This is a genomic window from Thermanaeromonas sp. C210 (assembly GCF_013167955.1).
GTDB lineage: Bacteria > Bacillota > DSM-521 > Neomoorellales > Neomoorellaceae > UBA12545.
In genome coordinates, this window is record NZ_BLWF01000002.1 from 299,806 (window position 1) to 319,647 (window position 19,842).

The 19,842-nt window shown below is 56.9% G+C and carries 17 protein-coding genes and 1 CRISPR repeat array (1 of these 18 only partly in view); of the genes, 7 read left to right on the forward strand and 10 right to left on the reverse strand.

Going from position 1 to position 19,842, the window contains the following annotated elements; all coding sequences use genetic code 11:
* Window positions 1-82: direct repeats of the CRISPR family, unit length 37 nt; it begins 465 nt to the left of the window's first position.
* 53 nt (window positions 83-135) lie between these two features.
* The 7 genes from TAMC210_RS05545 to TAMC210_RS05575 all read left to right on the forward strand — a co-directional run bounded on the left by TAMC210_RS05545 (window position 136) and on the right by TAMC210_RS05575 (window position 7,492).
* Entirely contained in the window at window positions 136-1,305 is a 1,170-nt protein-coding gene (locus tag TAMC210_RS05545) for a cysteine desulfurase family protein (RefSeq protein ID WP_254388527.1), read from the forward strand.
* Window positions 1,306-1,341: 36 nt separating this feature from the next.
* Complete coding sequence (gene thiI / locus TAMC210_RS05550) at window positions 1,342-2,493, forward strand: tRNA uracil 4-sulfurtransferase ThiI (protein ID WP_173297805.1); 1,152 nt, start codon at window positions 1,342-1,344, stop codon at window positions 2,491-2,493.
* A gap of 156 nt (window positions 2,494-2,649) precedes the next feature.
* Entirely contained in the window at window positions 2,650-4,461 is a 1,812-nt protein-coding gene (locus TAMC210_RS05555; RefSeq protein ID WP_173297806.1) for a B12-binding domain-containing radical SAM protein, read from the forward strand.
* 307 nt (window positions 4,462-4,768) lie between these two features.
* Window positions 4,769-5,830: a YedE family putative selenium transporter gene (yedE, locus tag TAMC210_RS05560; protein WP_173297807.1), complete on the forward strand. Its 1,062-nt coding sequence runs from the start codon at window positions 4,769-4,771 to the stop codon at window positions 5,828-5,830.
* Window positions 5,831-5,853: 23 nt separating this feature from the next.
* Complete coding sequence (locus tag TAMC210_RS05565; protein WP_173297808.1) at window positions 5,854-6,405, forward strand: DUF3343 domain-containing protein; 552 nt, start codon at window positions 5,854-5,856, stop codon at window positions 6,403-6,405.
* A complete protein-coding gene (locus tag TAMC210_RS05570; RefSeq protein WP_254388528.1) occupies window positions 6,381-7,277 on the forward strand; it encodes an NAD(P)H-hydrate dehydratase in 897 nt (298 codons plus the stop codon). The genes TAMC210_RS05565 and TAMC210_RS05570 overlap by 25 nt, the downstream gene beginning before the upstream one ends.
* Window positions 7,274-7,492 carry a sulfurtransferase TusA family protein gene (locus TAMC210_RS05575; protein ID WP_173297809.1) on the forward strand — a complete coding sequence of 73 codons (219 nt, stop codon included), beginning with the start codon at window positions 7,274-7,276 and terminating at the stop codon, window positions 7,490-7,492. Before TAMC210_RS05570 ends, TAMC210_RS05575 begins: the two co-directional genes overlap by 4 nt.
* 105 nt (window positions 7,493-7,597) lie before the next feature.
* Here the strand turns inward: TAMC210_RS05575 and TAMC210_RS05580 are convergent, their stop codons facing one another.
* The 10 genes from TAMC210_RS05580 to TAMC210_RS05625 all read right to left on the reverse strand — a co-directional run bounded on the left by TAMC210_RS05580 (window position 7,598) and on the right by TAMC210_RS05625 (window position 19,762).
* Window positions 7,598-9,295: a dipeptide ABC transporter ATP-binding protein gene (locus TAMC210_RS05580; RefSeq protein WP_173297810.1), complete on the reverse strand. Its 1,698-nt coding sequence runs from the start codon at window positions 9,293-9,295 to the stop codon at window positions 7,598-7,600.
* Between the two features lies 1 nt (window position 9,296).
* The gene (locus TAMC210_RS05585) at window positions 9,297-10,136 is read right to left on the reverse strand and encodes an ABC transporter permease (protein ID WP_173297811.1); all 840 of its coding nucleotides are present in this window, start codon (window positions 10,134-10,136) and stop codon (window positions 9,297-9,299) included.
* Window positions 10,126-11,088 (reverse strand): ABC transporter permease, encoded by a 963-nt coding sequence (locus tag TAMC210_RS05590; RefSeq protein ID WP_173297812.1) that lies wholly within the window; start codon window positions 11,086-11,088, stop codon window positions 10,126-10,128. Before TAMC210_RS05590 ends, TAMC210_RS05585 begins: the two co-directional genes overlap by 11 nt.
* Window positions 11,089-11,153: 65 nt before the next feature.
* On the reverse strand, window positions 11,154-12,728 hold the full coding sequence (locus tag TAMC210_RS05595) for an ABC transporter substrate-binding protein (protein ID WP_173297813.1): 1,575 nt from the start codon (window positions 12,726-12,728) through the stop codon (window positions 11,154-11,156).
* A 31-nt stretch (window positions 12,729-12,759) separates the two neighbouring features.
* Window positions 12,760-13,401 (reverse strand): FmdE family protein, encoded by a 642-nt coding sequence (locus TAMC210_RS05600; RefSeq protein ID WP_254388529.1) that lies wholly within the window; start codon window positions 13,399-13,401, stop codon window positions 12,760-12,762.
* A 223-nt stretch (window positions 13,402-13,624) separates the two neighbouring features.
* On the reverse strand, window positions 13,625-16,366 hold the full coding sequence (locus TAMC210_RS05605; RefSeq protein WP_217267312.1) for a cation-translocating P-type ATPase: 2,742 nt from the start codon (window positions 16,364-16,366) through the stop codon (window positions 13,625-13,627).
* A 627-nt stretch (window positions 16,367-16,993) separates the two neighbouring features.
* A complete protein-coding gene (locus tag TAMC210_RS05610; protein WP_173297815.1) occupies window positions 16,994-17,884 on the reverse strand; it encodes an energy-coupling factor ABC transporter ATP-binding protein in 891 nt (296 codons plus the stop codon).
* Window positions 17,881-18,585 carry an energy-coupling factor transporter transmembrane component T family protein gene (locus tag TAMC210_RS05615; RefSeq protein WP_173297816.1) on the reverse strand — a complete coding sequence of 235 codons (705 nt, stop codon included), beginning with the start codon at window positions 18,583-18,585 and terminating at the stop codon, window positions 17,881-17,883. The genes TAMC210_RS05610 and TAMC210_RS05615 overlap by 4 nt, the downstream gene beginning before the upstream one ends.
* Window positions 18,586-18,599: 14 nt before the next feature.
* Complete coding sequence (locus tag TAMC210_RS05620; protein ID WP_173297817.1) at window positions 18,600-19,328, reverse strand: energy-coupling factor ABC transporter permease; 729 nt, start codon at window positions 19,326-19,328, stop codon at window positions 18,600-18,602.
* Window positions 19,325-19,762 carry a Fur family transcriptional regulator gene (locus TAMC210_RS05625; RefSeq protein ID WP_173297818.1) on the reverse strand — a complete coding sequence of 146 codons (438 nt, stop codon included), beginning with the start codon at window positions 19,760-19,762 and terminating at the stop codon, window positions 19,325-19,327. The genes TAMC210_RS05620 and TAMC210_RS05625 overlap by 4 nt, the downstream gene beginning before the upstream one ends.
* Window positions 19,763-19,842 lie beyond the last annotated feature (80 nt).

The window sequence follows — 19,842 nt, forward strand, 5'->3', positions numbered from 1 at the left end:
GGATTGAAACATCCTCCTACACTGGTTTATTTAAGCTGGACCCGGGTTGCACCCGGCCTTTAGGCCAGGTGAAGATTAAAGGGGATGGGATGGAGGCCGGTGGCTAAAAAGAATTAGAAGTAGTATACTAAAGATATGACTATGAAGGAAACCAAAGGGAAAACCGTCTACCTCGATAACAGCGCTACCACGGTAGCCCTGCCGGAGGTAGTGGAAGCCGTGAAGGAGGCCCTGGTGTCTGTTTACGGCAACCCTTCCTCCCTCCACGGAATGGGAGTAGCGGCGGAACGGATCCTGCGCCGGGCCCGCCAGGAGGTGGCTGAACTCTTGGGGGTCGAGGCGGAGGAGATCTATTTTACTTCCGGCGGTACGGAAGCCAACAACTGGGCCTTGCGTGGGCTGGCCTACTCTCTGCGGAGGCGGGGCCGCCATATTATTACCACTGAGGTGGAGCACGCCTCCGTACTGGAGGCGTGCAGGGGGCTCGAAAGGGAAGGCTTCAGTGTTACTTATCTTCCCGTGGATTCCCGGGGGGCGGTGCGGCTGGAGGCCCTGGAGGATTCTTTGCGGGATGATACCATTCTGGTCAGCATCATGAGTGTAAACAACGAATTGGGTACCGTGCAGCCCCTGGAAGAAGTCGCCCGGATACTGGCGACCAAGGGCCCGGTCCTGTTTCACGTTGACCACATCCAGGGTTACGGTAAAGTACAGCTCAATCTTAAGAAGCTCAATATCGCCGCCCTTTCTTTAAGTGCCCACAAGATTCACGGCCCCAAGGGTGTGGGCGCCTTGTACCTGCGCCGGAATCTCAATATGCTGCCCCTCCTGGTAGGAGGCGATCAGGAACGGGGGCTGCGGGCGGGTACCGAAAACGTGCCGGGCATAGCCGGTTTCGGAGTGGCCGCTTCCCTGGCCCGCAAATCTCTTCCGCAGAGCATAGAAAAGATGAGGCGGCTCAAAATGCAGCTGGCCGAACGCCTCCTTACCGGAATACCCGATGCTTATATAAACGGTCCCGAGCCGACCTCCGGCGCTCCGCATATTTTAAACGTTTCCTTTCCCGGGCTTAAGGCGGAGGTCCTGGTGCATATGCTGGAGGAAAAGGGTATTTACGTTTCCACCGGCTCAGCGTGCCATTCCCGCCGCCAAAACTCCAGTCACGTCCTTCAAGCCCTGGGCCTGCCCAAAGATCGTATAGACGGGTCCATCCGCATCAGTTTTTCCCGCCTTAACACTGACGAAGAAGTAGAAGAAGCGGCGCGGGCCATCTGTGAATGTGTGGCCGAACTGCGCAGGCTGTAAAGCAGGTCACAGGAACGAAAGGAGTTGCTCGCCCTCGTGTATTCGACGGTGCTGGTTCGTTATGGCGAAATCAGCTTGAAGGGCAAAAACCGGTCGGATTTTGAGCAGAGGCTCTTGACCAATATAGACACCGCCCTGGCCGGCCTTCCTCCGCGTAAAATCCGCAAGACCTTTGGCCGGGTTTTTATAGAGCTCAAGGACGATCTGGAAGAAGTAAAGGAAAGGCTCCGGCGCGTGTTCGGCGTGGTATCCTTTAGTCCAGTGGTAGAAGCGCCCCTGGATATAGCCGCCATCCGGGAAAGGGCCTTATATGTTCTGGAGAACACTCCCGGCTACACTTTTAAAGTTGAGACCAAGCGCTCAAACAAAGGCTTCCCTTATAAGTCGCCGGAGATCAATCACCTCGTGGGGGGGTATCTCCTGGCCCGAACCGGCCAGAAGGTGGACGTGCATAACCCCGACCGGGTGGTTCACCTGGAAATCCGTAACGACGGGGCTTACATATATTCCCAAATTATTCCCGGCCCGGGCGGCCTTCCGGTCGGGATAACCGGCAGGGGGGTTCTCCTTTTATCCGGCGGCCTGGACAGCCCGGTGGCGGGGTGGCTGGGATTAAAGAGAGGTCTGGAGCTCACCGGATTGCACTTTCACAGCTTCCCCTTTACCAGCGAGAGGTCCAAGGAGAAAGTCATCGAGCTCGGTCGCATCCTGGCCCGCTATGCTAGCGGCTTTCGCCTCGTCGTAGCCCATTTTACCGAGGTTCAGAAGGCCATTCGCCAGAACTGCCCGGAGGAATTCTATGTCACCGTTATGCGGCGGATGATGTTCCGCATTGCGGAGAAGGTAGCCCACCGTGAAGGGGCCCTGGCCCTCCTCACGGGCGAAAGTCTCGGCCAGGTGGCCAGCCAAACCCTGGAGAGCATAGCCGTAATCAATAGAGTAGTGGAACTGCCGGTATTGCGTCCGGTCATCTCCTGGGACAAAACTGAAATCATGGAATTGGCCAGGCAAATAGGCACCTACGAGATTTCCATCCAGCCCTACGAGGACTGCTGTACCCTCTTCGTTCCCCGCCATCCGGCCACCAAACCCCGCCTGGAGAAAGTGGAAAAAGCAGAGGAAAAACTGGACGTGGAAGGTCTGGTCCAGGAGTGTCTGGAAAACCTGGAAACAATAGAAATTGATTAAGCCTGTTCCCGCCCATGTCGGGCCGCTCCCGACTTGAGAAATTGCACCTCAGGTTCCCCTAAGGGCGGCGCGGGCCTTCGGTGCCCCAGACCGTCTCTCGGCAGGGAGCCGCTGCCCCTCACCGGGCAGGGTTCTCTTACAGGCCGTAAGGAGTTTGTGAGGAAGGTTAGTATGCGCCTCCTGCTGGTCACCCTCAATGCCAAATACATCCACTCTTCCCTGGCCCTCCGCTACCTCGGAGCCGTGGGCCGCGCCTTCCCCTTTCGCCAGGATATAGCAGAATTTACGATAAACGACCGGCCCCATAATATAGCCGCTGAGATTTACCGGCAAAACCCGGATATAGTAGCCTTTTCTTGTTATATATGGAACCTGAAGCCCACCATGGAAGTGGCCGCCCTTTTAAAAAAGGTTAAACCGGAACTGCTGATTATCTGCGGCGGCCCGGAAGTATCCTTTGAAACCGAAGCCTTTATGGAGGCCTATCCCCAGGTAGACCTGGTCATCCGGGGTGAAGGGGAGGTTCCCTGGAACCGGTTTTTGACCCTGCTGGCGGAAAGAGAACGGGAAAGGGACAGGGATTCCCTCCTGGATCCTTCCCTGCTGGCTCGCGTACCGGGCCTGGCTTACCGTACCGGTCGGGCGATACGGCTAAACCCCTCTGCTCCCCTTATGGAAAACCTGGACCCCCTTCCCTCCCCTTATGACGAGCCCGTCCTGTCGTCTTTGGCCGACCGCATTGTTTATTATGAAGGCTCACGGGGTTGCCCCTTCGCCTGTAGTTTTTGCCTTTCCTCGACCACCCGAGGAGTGCGCTACTTTTCACTAGACCGCATAAAGGAAGATATAACCCGGCTCCTTAAGGCCGGGGTACGGGAAATAAAATTCGTAGACCGGACCTTCAACGCCAATAAACAAATGGCCCTTGCCATCTGGGAATTTCTCGTTTCCTTACGGCCCCAGGCCAGATTTTATTTCGAAATCGCCGGCGATCGCCTGGACGAAGATATGCTGGACTTCCTTTCCCGGGTGCCTCCCGGCCTTTTTCAGCTGGAAATCGGCGTCCAGACCGTCAACACCCGCGTCAACCGCCTCTGCCACCGCTACCAGAGCTGGGAACGGTTGGCCCGCAACGTCAGGCGGCTGCTGTCTTACGGCAATATCCGCCTGCACCTGGACCTCATCGCCGGTTTGCCGGAGGAAAACTATGCTTCCTTCGCCCACAGCTTCAACGCCGTATACTCCCTCCATCCCCAGGAGATTCAGCTGGGCTTTCTCAAGCTTTTGAAGGGTACCGCCCTGCGCCGGGAAGCTGCCGCTTACGGATATATCTTTTTGGACGAGCCTCCCTACGAAGTTTTGGCCAGCCGCGACCTGCCTTACGAGGAAATGTTGCGCCTGCACCGCATAGCCGATCTTGTAGAAAAATACTGGAACAGCCACCTGGCCGACCATGCTATAAAGTACCTCGAGGCAACTTGTTTTGCCAGTCCTTTTGCCTTCTATGAAGCCCTGGCCGGGTGGTGGGAAGCCAAGGGCCTTCACCGCCGGGGCCACAGCCGGGTGGATTTATATAACCACCTGGCCGCCTTCGCCGCGGGTTACCGGACCGGAATGGATCTAAGCCTTTTTTATCACCTGTTAAAATTCGACCTCTGCCGCCACGACCGCAGCCGGCGCTGGCCCCCCTGGGCCCCGCCTTCTCCCCTCACCGAAAGACAGCGTTCCGACTGGATGGATAAGATCGCCGACCCCGCCTTCCGGAGACAGCACCTCCCGGAACTGGCCGGCCTGACTTCGGCGGAGCTGCGGCGCCACGGGTATATAGAACTTTTCCCCTGCCGGCCGGAGGACGCCCCGGCCCGTCAGCCTACCCTGGTCTATTTTTATTACGGGCCTCCCGGCAGCCAGCCGTCAGCCCGGGTATATTACTTATCCCCTTCCGGCGAAGCCTCTTTAAAATCCTGATGGTTTGCCGTTCTAAAAGCAGATAAAGGCAAACAGCAGAGCCTTGAAGGGACCGGCCGGTCTCCATGCTGACTATGAGTCCCCTTATTAATTTTTGTTATAACTTTCTCTCCTCAAGGACGCTGGTATTTGCGCTGCCTTTACTTCCCAACTTTTTCGGGCCCGCCCTCCGGTAAGGGAGCCCGACATGTGAACACTATAACTAATTGGAATGTTAAGTATGAAGGAATCGTGGTGGGAAGCCAGAATAAAGATAGTTGAACCGGTATCCGGGCAAAGACGAGAAAAAACAACAGGAGGTGTGGCCATGACCGGTAGCCTTTCGCGTAAATATTTAATGATCGTCGCAGGACTTGTTTTAGGAGCTGTAGCAGCACTGATGTCCGTGGCCGGGAACCCGGCAAACATGGGTATTTGCCTGGCTTGTTTTTACCGAGACATAACCGGCGCTTTAGGATTGCACCGGGCGGCGACGGTGCAATACTTGCGGCCGGAAATTATGGGTATGGCCCTGGGGGGATTCATATCTGCCCTGGTCTTCGGGGAATTCCGGGCCCGGGGAGGCTCCGCGCCTCTCGTGCGCTTTTTCCTGGGTGTCTTCTTTATGGTAGGCGCTATGGTCTTCCTGGGGTGTCCGGTTAGGGCGGTGTTGAGGCTGGCAGGAGGAGACTTAAATGGACTAACCGGCATAGCCGGGGTGGTAGTAGGAGTTCTGGTGGGAATCCATTTATTGAAAAACGGCTTCAACCTGGGCCGCTCTACTCCTACCCATGTCGCTGCCGGCTGGATAATGCCAATCTTTATGTTGGGCCTGCTGCTGCTGGCCATCTTTAAACCTCAATTTATACTGGCCAGCAAAGAAGGGCCGGGAGCAGCTACAGCCCCGCTAATCCTCTCGCTGGTAGCGGGCTTGCTCTTCGGGGTCCTGGCCCAGAGGACCCGCATGTGCTTTGTAGGGGGATGGCGTGACCTCTTCCTGGTCAAAGATACTTATCTTTTCAGCGGTATAGCCGCTTTCTTCGTAGGGGCTCTAATTATCAATCTTTTGTTCGGCAAGATCCACGTGGGTTTTGTTAACCAGCCCATCTCCCACAATAGCCACTTGTGGAACTTCCTGGGCATGACTCTGGCCGGACTTACGGCTACTCTCATGGGTGGATGTCCCCTGCGCCAGACCATACTGGCGGCGGAGGGAGATACGGACGCCGGTATTACCCTCTGGGGTATTATAGCCGGAGCGGCCTTTGCCCATAATTTCGGCCTGGCTTCCAGCCCCCAAGGCCCAAGTCCCCTGGGTCCGGTGGCCGTACTGATCGGGCTAGCCTTTGCCCTGGCCGTAGGCCTGCTCATGCGGGAAAAGGTAGAGTAAAAGGATAAGGGGGATAAAGAGAGTTGCTCTTTAAAAGGACCGGCCGTGCCGGCAAGGCAGCGCATGAACTCCCTGACACCCGAGGAATAATTATTTTCCCCTCAGTGGAAGAGGCCTTGAAGGGGGAAAGGACACTTAAAAAGGAAGGCCATGAATGCAAGCTGGTGGCGCCCCCGCCGGGCTTGCGCCAGGGATGCGATTTGGCCCTGGAGGTGCAGCTTATAGAGCAAACGGCCCTGGCGCGGGCTTTGGAAGGTAAGGTAGCCTATCTGGGTATTTATCCCCTTAAAGGAGCGGCCGAGCTGCTCCAGATCGTTAAGGTAGTATTTTTCCCTCAAGACGTGATGGTGAAAGCAGGCAATATGAAGCTGGTCTTCGCCCAAAACACCGGGATCATCGTCAATATTTCCGGCGGGGGCTGCCCGGACGTTCCTTACCTTTATGCTCAATTAGTAGGGCGCAAACTGGATGAAGTTGAGCGACCGCGGCATAAAGGTTTTACCCTCTGTGCTTTGATGCTGGATAGGGCCTGGGAGGAGGCCCTGGCCATATGGAAAGGGGGAAGGCCCACTTGATTCTCATAGCGGGCACCCTTCCTGCCGAAAACCTCGGCCTTATCCACGGTAAAGTAGTCAGGGCCGGAGATTCGCTGCGGGTCAAAGATTTCACTTTCCCTTGCGGGCAGGGCACAGGAGCCATGATCAGCTCGGCCCTCGCCGTAACAAGCGCTTTGGGTTTAGAGCCCCCTCACGCCCTTCTGGCCGGAGATATTGGCAGGGGTCAGGGCACCAGGCTCCTGTATCAATATTTAGTAGAAGAAGTGAAGAATCTTAAGCCCCAGATTCTTGCCCTCCACTACTGCCTCCCCATAGTAAGATTGATGCAAAAGCTCTGCGAGGTGCTGGAGAGGTGCCAACCCCGGCCTTGGCTAATTGCCGACGCCGGGGCCATGTATGCGGCCAAGGCAGCCGGAGTGGCACCCCAATTCGATGTTTTTACTCCCGATCCCAGTGAAATGGCTTTTCTGGCCGATCCGGAGGCTTCCCATCCTGCCTATGTGAGCCGCCACCTTTTCAACAGCGGAGTTCAGGATGTACCCGATCTGGCAAAGAAGGCTTATAGCCACGGAGGAGCCGCCAGGATCCTCTTGGTGAAAGGGGCCATAGATTACCTTGTAACCGAGGGGAGGGTAGTGGCCAGGATAGAGGAACCTAATGTTCCCGAACTGGAGTGCATAGGCGGGACAGGGGACACTATAACCGGCATGGTAGTTGCCTTGACGGGCGCCGGGTGGGAGCCTGCGGAAGCAGCATTCTTAAGCGCCCGTATCAACAGGCTGGCCGGCAAAATGGCCGGCGTCACGCCGGCCACGCCGGTAGCGAAGCTTATAGACCATATTCCCGGTTCCTTAAAAGAATTGGCGAAAAAGGAGGTTTTGTCAGTATGATAGAAATCGATGTGCGCGGCTTATCCTGCCCCATACCGGTGGTAAGAACCAAGAAGGCTATGGAGCAGCATCCCGGCCAGCCCCTTCTGGTCCTCACCGACAATGAAACATCTAAGGAAAACGTGAGCCGCCTGGCCGAAAGCCAGGGTTACTCGGCAAAAGTAGAAAAAGCATCCGGTCTGTACCGGCTCCTGTTGGAGCCCCGTCAAAAATAATATTGGCTCCGGGGTGGCCTGCTCAGACTTTTAGCGAGCGACCGCAAGCCAAGCAGGCCTTTCGGCCTTTCCAGCAAAAAACTTGGGATGCGCCGGAATAACCTTTTACGCTTCCCATACTGTCCCGGCCGCCGCCCGGGAAGGAATTCTATCCGTCAGGTCGGCCGCCAGCCGTAAAAGTGTCCGGGTGTAAGGATGTTGGGGATTCGCTATGACCTCGCTGCTCGGCCCCTGTTCTACCACCAAACCTTCTTTCATCACCGCCAGCCGGTCGCTAACTTTTCTCGCCAGGGCGATATCATGGGTGATGAGGAGCAGGGCCAGTCCCCTCTTCTCCTGCAAGTTCAGCAAAAGTCTTAGTATTTTGGCCTGCACACTGGCATCCAGGGCGGAAGTGGGTTCGTCGGCGATTAAGAGCTTGGGGTCTAGAACCAAAGCCCGGGCTATGGCCACCCTCTGGACCTCTCCCCCGCTGAGCTCGTGGGGATATTTGTGCAGGAAGACTTCTTGGGTAGGTAGCTCGACGTCTTCCAGGACCTCCTTTACGCGTTCCACCTTTTCCTCGTCCCTGCCCCAATCCTGCACGTCCAGGGGCTCCTTTACCAACTGCAGGACGTTCAGGCGGTGGCTTAAGGACTCCCGGGGATTTTGAAAGATCATCTGCACTCGCCGGTAAAACTCCCGGTCCCTTTGCAAGACCTTTTGGCCTTCCAACCACACCTCGCCCTTATCCGGCCGCAGCAGGCCCATAATGGCCAGGGCCAGGGTGGTCTTCCCCGACCCGCTTTCGCCCACCAGGGCCAGGGTTTCTCCCTCGTACAGGGTCAAATCCACGTCCTGTACGGCCCGCACGCCGTTAAAGGATTTGGCGAGGCCTTTTACCTGCAGCAGAGGCACCACTCCTCCCCGGTGACAGGCCAGAAGGCGGTCTTCCACTTCTTTTAGCTCCGGGGCCTCCCGGGAACAGAGGACCAGCCGCTGGGTGCAACGGGGATGGAAAGGGCACCCGGCCACAGGCCTAAAGGGCGGCCCGGGGATTCCCTGTAGATCCTTAACCGTGGTCATGTTGGGATAAGAACGCCAAAGCCCCCGGGTGTAGGGGTGGCGCGGGAAGGTAAACAGACTTCGGGTAGGACCCAGCTCTACTATCCGACCGCCATACAAAACCGCCACCCGGGTAGCCAATTTGGCCGCCGTAGACAGGTCGTGGGTGATCAGCAAAACGGCTTTATCCTCCACCAGCCTTTTGAGAAGACCTATGATTTCCCCCCGCGTTAAGGCATCCAGGGAGGCGGTGGGTTCATCTAAAATCAATACCTCCGGATCATTGGCCAGGGCCAGGGCTATCAAAGCCCGCTGTTTTTCCCCGCCGCTTAACTGGTGGGGAAAGGCGCGCCACCGGTTCGGCCTTAACCCAACTAACTCAAAGAGATCAGCCGCCCTCCCTTGGGCGGCCTTTCTGTCTTTGGGTCTGTGCACGAGAACGGCTTCCGCGACCTGCTCCATGACCGGATGGAGGGGGTGGAGGGCATCCTCTACGTTTTGGAACACCATGGCTATCTCTTTTCCGCGGAGGCGCCGCCGTTCCTCACCGGGCAAACGGAGTAGATCCCGGCCTTTAAACAAAATCTGCCCCCTGCACTTGCCCGGCGAAAGCCCCATTATAGCCAGCCCCAGGGTAGTCTTACCTGCCCCGGATTCCCCCACCAGGGCTAAAACCTCCCCCTTTTTCATCTCCAGGTTAATACCCGTAAGCACCGTAGATTCGCCGAAGGATACATGCAAATCTTTAACGACTAGCATTTTACCTTTCTCCTCGCAGGCGGGGATTCAAAACACCCTCCAGGGCATAACCTATCAGGGTCAGGGCCGTAACCGTCAAAGAGAGGGCTACACCCGGGGGTATAAGCCACCACTTCCAGGCCTCCAAATAAGTAAACTTTAAGGCCTGCTGCATCATTTTGCCCCAGCTGAGGAGGGTGGGGTCGCACACCCCTAAAAAGGAAAGACCCGCTTCCATAAAGATGGCCCGCCGGGCATCCTGTATCATGACGGCCAGCAAAACGGGGCCCAGGTCCGGAACTAGGTGACGGACCAGGATATAAAAGGAGCCTGCGCCGAAGGTCCGAGCCGCGGCCACCGACTTTTTCTCTTTTAAGGATAAGGCCTCGGCCCTTATTATCCTGGCCCCGCCGGGCCAAAGAAAAGCTGCCAGCAAGAGGATTAAAATGAAAAGATTAGGCTTAAGATAGGCCCCCACGAGTATGGCCACCAGGACGGGAGGAATAACCAGAAAGGCATCCACTACCCGCATACAGAGGTTGTCATAAAGACCGCCCGCCAGGGCCGCGGAAGTGCCCACCACAACGCTTATTATCCCGGCCAGCAACGCTGCTGTGCACCCCACTACCAGGGAAGTCCGAGCTCCATAGAGCAGGCACGACCAGACATCCTGGCCTACATCGTTGGTCCCCAACCAGTGCTGCAACGAAGGAGGGCTAAAGGCAGCCCCCACCCGGGCTTCCGGCGGATATGGGGTCCAAAAGGGCGCCAGGGCACCCCCCAGGGCGATAACCAAGAAAAGCCATAACCCCGCCCGTCCCAGCCGGTTTTCTTTTATTTCTTGCCAGTAGTTAACGTGCATAAGTTATCCTCGGGTCAAGCTTCCGATAAAGTAAGTCCAGCATCAAATTAACCGCCATTACCACCGCGGTAATCACCAATAGAACTCCCTGGATAACGGGGTAATCCCGCACCAGAAGGGCATTATAAAGCAGGGACCCCAGCCCAGGATAAGAGAAGACAACCTCCACAAAAAGGGTGCCGCTGATCAAATGGGAGAAGTGAAGCCCGGCAGCGCTGACTACCGGCAAAAGGGAGTGGCGGCCGGCGTGATAATAGCGCACCCGGCCGTCTGTACAGCCCTTGGCCCGTGCTGTGAGGATGAAGGCCGCGCCTAAGGTCATGATCATGCTGCTGCGGGTTAACAAAAAGGTACCGACCAGCCGCACCACCACGAGGGTTGCCAGGGGCAAGACCATATGGTGCAAGATATCCAGCACCAAGGAAAGGCCGGTAAAGCCGCCATAGGGCGTCAAACCCCCGCCCAAAGGAAACAGGCCCCAGACCACGCCGAACGAAAGCAGGAACAAAACCCCTACAAAAAAGTCGGGCAGGCCGCTTAAAAACATCAAAGCGGTTAACAAGAAATTATCTACTCGCCGGCCGCGCCTAAAACCTGCTTCTACACCCAGTATGAATCCGGCCAAAGTAGAAAAGATTAAGGCCAGCGCAGCCAGCAATAAGGTCCAAGGAAGATACCGCAAGACCACCGACATTACCGGCGCGCGGTAGTAATACGAATAACCCAGGTCGCCTCGTAAAAGGGCCCCCATATAGGCCGCAAATTGGTGGCCCAGGGAACGGTCGAGGGCAAAACGTCGGACCAGCTCGGCCTTTAATTCCGGCGTCATAGCCACCAGGGCTTCACCGCCGTATATGGCCGTCAAAGGATCCCCCGGCATAAGACGCGGCAGTACAAAATTGAGGGCCAATATGAGAAAGAAGGCTACCGCATAGTTGGCTGCTTTACCCATTATTCTATTTGGGCCCCGCCCCCTTCTTCCGGGTTAGTAGCTGCCGTTCCCGCCTCTTGGAGGCATTACCTTACAAAGGCCAACTTGTTCAAAGGTATAGGCACGCCTGAACCCACCCCGCCCCAGGTATAATACAGGCCCACCAGGCCATCATGGGCCCAGTAACTGGTGGGATAATATAGGGGCAAGGCCGGCATCTCCCTAGCATAAAGTTCCTGTGCCCGGTTGACCAGTTGCCGCCTTTTTTCTAAGTCCATTTCTAGCAGCTGCCGGGCCAATACGGCGGATAATTCCTCATTGTTGGTGTATCTTGCGCTATTTATCCCCTGTTCCAGGGTAACCCTGTTCAAGATGCGCGGGTCGCCTCCCAGGCCGCCGTGGCCGCTTAAAGCCAGATCGAACTTCCACTCTTTAACCCTGTTGTCCAGGGTCTTGGCCTCTAAGCTCTGCAAGTTTATCTTTATACCTATACGCTCCAATTGTTCTTTTACGAGCTCGGCCGCCCGCTGTTCGGCCATGCTGCTCCCCGTGCCCCTGAACAGGAGCTCTAACTCTAAAACCTGCCCGTCCCGGGTAAGATAATCCCCCCGCCGGGTATAACCCAGGCCGGCTAAAAGCTCTTGCGCTCGCGCAGGATTATACCCGTACTGTTCGGCACCAGGGTTATACCAGGAACTATCCGGCGGTATAAGGCCGGGGCTGCCGGGTAGACCATGCCCCCGCAGGGCCACTTCCACCAGCTGCTTTCTGTCAATGGCCAGGGCTAGAGCCTGGCGGAATTCCCTCGAGGACAAAGGCTCTTTCCTATGATTGATCATGAGCTTGGCCACCCAGTCGTGGCTACCGGTTAGAACCTTAAAGCCCTCTTTACGCAGATCATCCACCACTTCAGGGGGTACAGAAGTTGCGTTTACCTGCTTTTTCTCAAGGGCGGCGCCGGCTACTTCCTCGGCCACTTTCACAAACCGGAGCTTTTGTATTGCAGGCTTTCCCCGGTAGTACTGGTCGTAAGCCTCATACAGGTAAGTACCCTGCTCCCGGTTGTAATCGACCAGTTTGAAAGGTCCCGTGCCGATGGCCGCCTGCTTATCTTGAAATTTCTCCGGTTCCTCCACATTCTGCCAGATGTGGGCCGGTAAAATCGGCAGGGTCCCCGCTATGTCGCTCAAAAAAGGAGCATAGGGCTGGCTTAGACTCAGCTTAACCGTGTAATTATCCAGGGCCTCTGCTTTCTGTATAATCGAAGTATCTACCCACTGGTAGGGGTGCCGGCGGGTGTAATCGATGGTGAAAACTACATCCTTAGCGGTAAAAGGCCGTCCGTCATGCCAGGTAACATTTTCCGCCAAGCGAAAAATATAAGCATTTTCCTGAGGGTCGTATCTCCACTCCCTGGCCAGGGCCGGGACGAAACCCTGGGCGTCTTTCCACACCAATGTATCAAAAACTAAGCTCATGCGCACATAACCCGGACCCCGAGGGTAATGGCCGTAAGGCGTGGGGAAACCCCAATCCCCTGTGCTATCTGCTACCGTATATACGGCCTGATTTTCTGCCTTCTGCGCTCCGCACCCCGCTGTCAAAAAAAGCAGTAGAAGACCTGCGGCGGCCACAACCAAATGCCAGACTTTTTTTATCATTATCATCTCCCTCTCCCTTCCACCGCCCTAGCTATGTCTCCTTGTTTTTGCCTCGCCACCCACGGCTGTAATGTTCGGCGCATGGGATACAGACCGGCCGCCCTTCCCTCACCCGGGCCCGCACCTCGGCCACCGGCTCGCCGCACACCGAACAGATTACCGAGTCAAAGAGCCGGGCCTTGGGAGGAGGTTCCAACTTTAGCTTTCGTACGGTGCAAATCTCTTCCTCCGGCGCCTCTAAGATGTACCGCGTGCGCTCCTCCTGGTAGTGCTGGAAAAGGGCCTTCTCCTCTTCGCCTGCTTCTTGACTCAACACCCTTTTTCTCAACTCCCGGTAGGCTTCGTCCTGCCGCCAGGCCGAAGCCTTTACGGCTATGCGGACCGCCCGGCCGCTGTCCCGGCAGATAAAGGTGAAAACGTGCTTGCCGTAGTCCCGGTAAAGCAGGTTGCCCTTCCCCAGGGTACATCCCGTTAATACCTGTACGGCGTCCACTCCACAGGCATCGGTTTCCACCACTGCCACAAGCTCTTCATCCTGGGCGCGCTCCGCCTTGAGCTCCCGCAAGGCAATTTGGGCCGCCCGGTAGCCTGCGGCCAGCCCCGGGCAGGTGTGACCGTGAAATTCCACCGCTCTTTCCCAGTCGCTCTGAGGACGGTGCATGGCTTTAAACACACTCCTTTCCGGCAAATAAAAAACCATGGAAGCTCCCTTCGCCTCTTCACAGGGAACCTCCATGGTTCCGGTTAGTCCTTATTTTCCTCGCCTTTAGAGCACTTGCGGCCCGACCTCCGTGGGTCCTCCGGCCGGGCGCCCGGCTCCTCGCCGGGCCGTTTAACAAAATATTAATTCGCCGGGAATGCAAAAATTCCTTCTCGTAAAAGTCTGGACCTGGGAACTACTGAATATGAGCTCCTTCTTGCGGCTTCATAAGGAGCTTGCCCAAGAGCTTGCTCGCTTCCACCGCCACCAGGGGGACAACGCTTAAGGCTGCGACAACCACCCAGTCACCCGGCCGGAGCATTGCGGTTTCAAAAACGTTCCTGAGGAAGGGCACAAATATCACGGCCAGTTGGAGGGAAAGGGAGGCCAAGAAAGCATATACCAGATTCCGGTTGGTAGTTAAGCCGATAGTAAACAGGGACTGGGTCATGCTCCGGACGTTAAAGGAATGGACCAGTTGCGACACGGCCAGCGTTACAAAGGCCATGGTATGGGCTTCCTGCAGGGTCCGTCCCTCCCTGAGGGCCAGCCAGTAAGAGGCCAGGGACAGTAGCCCAATCAGGGCGCCCTGCCACAGAATTTTTGTGCCCATGCCTCCGGCAAACACGCTTTCACCCGGTTTGCGGGGCGGCCTCTTCATGACGCCCCTTTCGGGCGGCTCCAGGCCCAAAGCCAGGGCTGGTAGCCCGTCCGTTACCAGGTTAACCCATAAGATCTGGAGGGCCGTAAGGGGACTGCGCAATCCCAGCAATATGGAAGTGAAGATGACTACTATCTCACCGGCATTACAGGAAAGCAGGTAATGGATGGCCCGGCGGATGTTGTCGTAAATGGTCCGCCCTTCTTCCACCGCATTGACGATGGTGGCAAAGTTATCATCCAGCAACACCATATCCGAGGCCTCTTTGGCTACTTCCGTGCCGGTAATCCCCATGGCCACGCCTATGTCGGCCCGTTTAAGGGCCGGGGCATCGTTAACGCCGTCGCCCGTCATGGCTACTATATGGTTGTGTTCCTTTAAGGCCTCCACAATGCGCAGCTTATCCTCTGGCGATACCCGGGCATAAACGGACGTATGGGGAGCGGCCTCTTTGAGCTGGGCTTCGTCCATGGTCCTCAGGTCCGAGCCGGTCAGGAGGCCGTCGCCCTCCTGCCATATGCCCAGTTCCCGGGCGATGGCCAATGCGGTTTGCGGGTGGTCTCCAGTAATCATTACCGGGCGAATGCCGGCTCCGCGGCTGACGGCCACTGCCTCCTTGACCTCGGGCCTGGCAGGATCGATCATGGCGAAGAACCCGACAAAGGTCAGATCCTTCTCGACGGTTTCGGAGGAAAGATCGGCGGGCATCTCCGGCCAACGGCGGAAGGCCAGGGCTAGGACCCGCTGTCCCTGGGAAGCCAGTTCGGAGTTTACATCCAGGAGACGGGCTCGGGTTTCGTCGGTTAGGGGTTCTATTTTCCCGCCGATCATCATGGTAGCGCAGCGGGCCAGCAGGACGTCGGGAGCTCCCTTGGTAAAGGAGCAGACTTCTCCCTCCAGGGGATGGAAGGTGGTCATCATTTTCCGGCCCGAATCAAAGGGGATTTCTCCCAGCCGCGGGTAGGTCTTGTCCACCTCTTCCCTAGCCAAACCTGCTTTGGCTGCCGCGACTACCAGAGCGCCTTCGGTGGGATCACCTATTATCTGGTACCCTTTGTCGCCCTCCTGGAGCCGCGCGTCATTATTCAGCAACCCGCCCAAAAGCATTATTCTCATGTTCTCATCGGTCAGGGGATTGCGTTCCTCGCCGCCGGGGGTTATAAAGCGTCCTTCCGGCTGGTAGCCCACGCCGGTGACCTGCCACAGGTCGCCGGCGGTATATATACGGGTGACGGTCATTTCGTTTTTGGTAAGGGTGCCCGTCTTGTCAGAGCAAATAACCGTGACGGTGCCCAGGATCTCCACCGCCGGGAGCTTCCTGATAACCGCACGCCGCCGGCTCATCCTGGTCACGCCCAGGGCCAGGACAATGGTCACCACGGCGGGTAAACCCTCCGGGACCGCGGCCACGGCCAGGCTAATGGCTATCATAAACATCTCTAACACGTCGCCGCCCCGCCACAGCCCGGCGAGGAAAACCAGGGCCACAATAGCCCCCGCAGCCATTCCTAAAATTTTACCCAGCTCGGCCAGCCGCCGTTGCAAGGGGGTCGGTTCAGGGGGCGTTTCCTGGAGCAGCTGAGCAATACGGCCCAGCTGGGTGTTCATGCCGGTGGCCACCACCAGGGCCTTGCCGCGGCCGCCGGTGACCGTAGTCCCCATAAAGACCATGTTTTTCTGGTCTCCCAGGGGAACTTCGCCTTCTTCGAGGACGGTGACTTCCTTCTCCACCGGCACCGACTCTCCGGTTAAAGCCGCCTCGTTGACTCCCAGGGAGGCCACTTCCACCAACCTGCCATCGGCCGGGACAAAATCACCGGCATCCAGCAGCACCACATCGCCGGGGACCAGGCTGGCAACATCCACCTGAATTACCCTGCCGCCCCGGAGCACCTTGGCCGACGGTTTGGTCATCTCTTTTAATGCTTTAAGGGCCTGCTCCGCCTTGTGCTCCTGGTACACCCCCAGGACGGCATTCAGCACGACAATAACCAGGATAACGATGGAGTCCATCCATTCCCCCAGAAGGCCTGATACGACCGCAGCGCCGAGGAGAATCAACACAAGTATTTCCTTGATCTGGCCCATGAACATGGAAAAAAGACTGCGGGGTGGGGGTTCTTTTAGGGAATTGGGGCCGTAGGTTGCGAGACGGCTCCCGGCTTCCTCTGGGGATAATCCCCGGGTAAGGTCGGTCGCTAATTCCTGGCAGATCTCGTCCATGCTCATAGCATACCAGGGCTTTTTTGACAATTTAGCTCCCCCTCGCCATGGCATAAAAATGGTCATAAAGAAAGATCTCGTATCTTCGCGTTGGCCATGTTTGACCGGGTTACTCTTGCCCCGCTCATAGTCCACATGGTGGCGTCCAGCTTAAGATGTGAGGGATGGCACCGCCTCCTTTACCGTATTAGTATCCCAAATAAAAAGACCTTTGTTCAGTGCCTCAAGTAACACCAAACAAAGGTCTTGCTCCCAAGTAATCCCCCTTGGGACCAAGGCGGCTCTCCGCCGAGCGTCCTGACGCCTTGGCCGTTAGGCCTTAAGGCCTAAGAGCTACTCCCCTTTGCTAGATCTGTCTAAATTATATGCCAATCTCCCCTGAGCGTCAACAGGCAGTAAAGCCTGAGTTATCCTTACTCTTGAGTTCAGGCCTGCTTGGCTTGCGCTCGCCTCCAGAAACTCTCGCGGGCCAAACTATCACTCGGCCCCAAAACTTCAGGCGGGGTTCCCTCGTCAGCCGGCATCCCTGTCGATAGGGCCGGTCTCGGACGTCCTGTCCTCGCCCCCGCCTTCGCTTCGGGCCTCGTTAAGTTTGACTGCCGCTCAGTTTAGTCGCTCGCTTCCAAAGCCTAAGCAGGCTTAGTCAGCGAAAAGTGGGGATAACTCTGGGAGTAAAGCTCCTTAACCGCCTATGCCCACCACTTTTTCTTCTCCCCCATCCCCCCGCCGGCCATAACCGAAGGGAGCCTTCAGCAACGACCAAAGCTGTTGGCGCGCTTCTTCCAGGGTCAAGGGCACCTCTACCTGCACGCCTTCCCTGGCCAGGCCGGCAAAAAGTTCCGCCAAGACAGGGGGTTCCAGATTGGCTTGCCTCAGCAGGTCCGGGCGGCTGAAGAGTTCCCGGGGCGTGCCGTGAAATCTTATCATACCGTCACTTATCACGTACACCCGATCGGCAATTAGCGGGATGAGGTTCACATCGTGGTCGGTCATCACTATGGTGGTGCCGAATTGCCGGTTAAATTTCCAGAGCAGGCCGATAATCTCCTTTTTTGACCTGGGGTCCAGACCGTCAAAGGGTTCATCCAGAACAAGGAGTTCCGGACCCATCACCATGGCCCCGGCCAGTGCCACCTTCTTTTTCTCTCCGCCGCTCAGGTAATGGGGGACTTTGTCTTTGAGGTGGAAGATACCAACCTCGCGGAGGATGCTTTCCACCCTCTGGCTGACTTCCTGCGTACTTAAGCCGTGGTTTCGGGGGGCCAGGGCTACATCATCCCATACCGTCGGGCCGATAATCTGCTCATCGGCATTTTGCAAGACCACCCCCATCCGCTTCCGCAGGGTTGCAAAGTTCTTCGCCGGGTCCGCACCCAGTACGCTTATCTCCCCCTCCACCGCCTTGAGCAGCCCTATGATATGAGCCAGCAGAGTGGTCTTGCCGGACCCGTTGGGCCCCAGGATCACAACTTTCTCGCCGGCGCGGACCACGAATTCCAGCCCGCACAGCCGCACTTCAGTTTTATCCGGATACACATGGCGCAGGCATTTCACCTTAACCACTTGGTTCATAACATCACTACCCCTATGAGGACTGCCAGACCGGCCAGGGCCGGCCCCAGGTCGTACTTGGTGGGCCGGTACCAACTACCGCTTAAGAAAATCCCGGCGCGATAACCCCGTAAGGCAAGGACCTTATCCATGCGTTCACTAGCTTCCAGGGAATAGATCAACAGCACTCCCAGGGCGCCAGCAGCACTGCGGAGGTTAAGGAGGATCTTGGCCGGGGAATAGCCTCCCTTCACCTTTAGGGCGGTAAGGAAATTGCCCAACCGGCCGGACAAGATGAAGAAAGAACGGTAAGTAAGAAAAAGGGCATCGGCTATCACCGCCGGCAGAAACAACCGCAAGCACCCAAAGACAACCGGGGCACCGGTGGTCGCCGCCAGTAGCAGCAGCGAACTGGCCGCCGTGAGAGATTTAATAACGACCGTGAATATTGCCGCCCATGAACTAGCCGGGCAACTCAGGGCAAAAAGACCCGCAAAAAAGGCCGGGTAAAACAACAGGTGGCCGAAACGGCGCAGGGGAACTCCGGCCGTCTGCAACAAGCCGAGCTGTAAAACCAGGATTGAAGCCAGCAGCACGGGACTTTGCGCAGCTACTACGCCGGCAATTACGGCCAGGGTAAAAAATATCTTGGACGGGGCCGAAGCCCTGTGCCACAGGCTTTCGCCCCGGAAGGCCAGGTAGTCCATATCGGCCAGGTGCATTAAAGGTCACCTCGTTAAGATTTCCCATCCTCAACCTGGCTATCTGCGGATTTTTGTTCAAAGATAAGGCCTGGCCTGACCTTTAATAAATAACCCACTACCAGAGAGGTCACCGCCGCTTCCGCGGCTATGCCCGCGGAGCCCAGGGAAAAAACGATCTGGGCAAACTGGCTCAAAGAGAGGGCCGGGAATCCTTCATGTTGATGGCCCGCCGCCGGGTGCTCCGTCTCGTGGCTATCGTGGTAGACCAGGGTGGCCGGATCCACTTGAGTTAGGCCTACCAGTCCGATCATCAGGGACAGGGAAAACACCAGGGCCACCACCGTGGCGGCAGCCGCAGCTGCACCGGCCCTTATTTTCCTCTTGAAGACGGAAAACAGGTAATAACCCAGCACCGCCTCGCTACCCACTACCAGAGTGTTGAGGCCCACCACGGTGATTCCCCCGTGCCCCATAAGGGCCAGGATAAGATTCACTATAAAAACTGCCAGCAGCCCTGCCCGGGGTCCCAGGAGAATCCCCGCCAGTACCGCGAGGTTCAGGTGAAGGGGAAGAAGGCCGAGGGGTACGCCCATAGCCAGCAGCATAAAGGCGCTGGTGATGCCTACCCGCGGAACCTGAACTCTGGCCTCCTCTCCGCGCAACTCCCAAACCGCCGGCGCCAGCAGGATGGCCGTCACGACGAAGCCCAATATAATCCACAGCGGGGGTATGACTCCGTCAGGAAGATGGAGGTGGCTCATACTGGGGATCCTCCATTTTCTCTGCCTTCGCAATCCGCGCAGTAGCCGTAGGCCTCGAATTGGTGTCCGATAACCCTGAAGTTGTGTTCCCGAGCGACAACTTCGTCCAGGCTCACTGGACAATCGGGGATTTCTATAACGCGGCCGCATTTGAGGCAGAACAGGTGGTGGTGGTGATCGGCCCTCGCCTCAAAGCGAGCACGCCCGTCGCCGAAATCCACCTTGCCGATGATTTTTTGCCGGGCCATCAGGTTGAGGTTGCGGTAAACCGTGGCCAGGTTGAGATCGGGGCACAGGAATCGTACCCGGCGGTGAACCTCTTCCGCCGTAAGGTGCTCTCCCGTACCCGCTAAAACTTCCAAAATCGCAGCCCGCTGGCGCGTAAGCCTGTAACCCCTCTCGGCAAGGGACTGCTTAAGTCGGGCTCTGAGCAAACTATGTCACCCCGGTATATGCAAATCATTTGCATTTAAATTATAACATAGAAGAGCCAAGATGCAAATAGTTTGCATTC

What these genes read in the sequence shown, in the direction of transcription:
- TAMC210_RS05545 (WP_254388527.1), top strand. Translation starts at nt 136, where the DNA reads ATGACTATGAAGGAAACCAAAGGGAAAACCGTCTACCTCGATAACAGC.
- yedE (WP_173297807.1), top strand. Translation starts at nt 4,769, where the DNA reads ATGACCGGTAGCCTTTCGCGTAAATATTTAATGATCGTCGCAGGACTT.
- TAMC210_RS05570 (WP_254388528.1), top strand. Translation starts at nt 6,381, where the DNA reads ATGGAAAGGGGGAAGGCCCACTTGATTCTCATAGCGGGCACCCTTCCT.
- TAMC210_RS05575 (WP_173297809.1), top strand. Translation starts at nt 7,274, where the DNA reads ATGATAGAAATCGATGTGCGCGGCTTATCCTGCCCCATACCGGTGGTA.
- TAMC210_RS05580 (WP_173297810.1), bottom strand. Translation starts at nt 9,295, where the DNA reads ATGCTAGTCGTTAAAGATTTGCATGTATCCTTCGGCGAATCTACGGTG.
- TAMC210_RS05585 (WP_173297811.1), bottom strand. Translation starts at nt 10,136, where the DNA reads ATGCACGTTAACTACTGGCAAGAAATAAAAGAAAACCGGCTGGGACGG.
- TAMC210_RS05590 (WP_173297812.1), bottom strand. Translation starts at nt 11,088, where the DNA reads ATGGGTAAAGCAGCCAACTATGCGGTAGCCTTCTTTCTCATATTGGCC.
- TAMC210_RS05595 (WP_173297813.1), bottom strand. Translation starts at nt 12,728, where the DNA reads ATGATAAAAAAAGTCTGGCATTTGGTTGTGGCCGCCGCAGGTCTTCTA.
- TAMC210_RS05605 (WP_217267312.1), bottom strand. Translation starts at nt 16,366, where the DNA reads ATGCCATGGCGAGGGGGAGCTAAATTGTCAAAAAAGCCCTGGTATGCT.
- TAMC210_RS05610 (WP_173297815.1), bottom strand. Translation starts at nt 17,884, where the DNA reads ATGAACCAAGTGGTTAAGGTGAAATGCCTGCGCCATGTGTATCCGGAT.
- TAMC210_RS05615 (WP_173297816.1), bottom strand. Translation starts at nt 18,585, where the DNA reads ATGCACCTGGCCGATATGGACTACCTGGCCTTCCGGGGCGAAAGCCTG.
- TAMC210_RS05620 (WP_173297817.1), bottom strand. Translation starts at nt 19,328, where the DNA reads ATGAGCCACCTCCATCTTCCTGACGGAGTCATACCCCCGCTGTGGATT.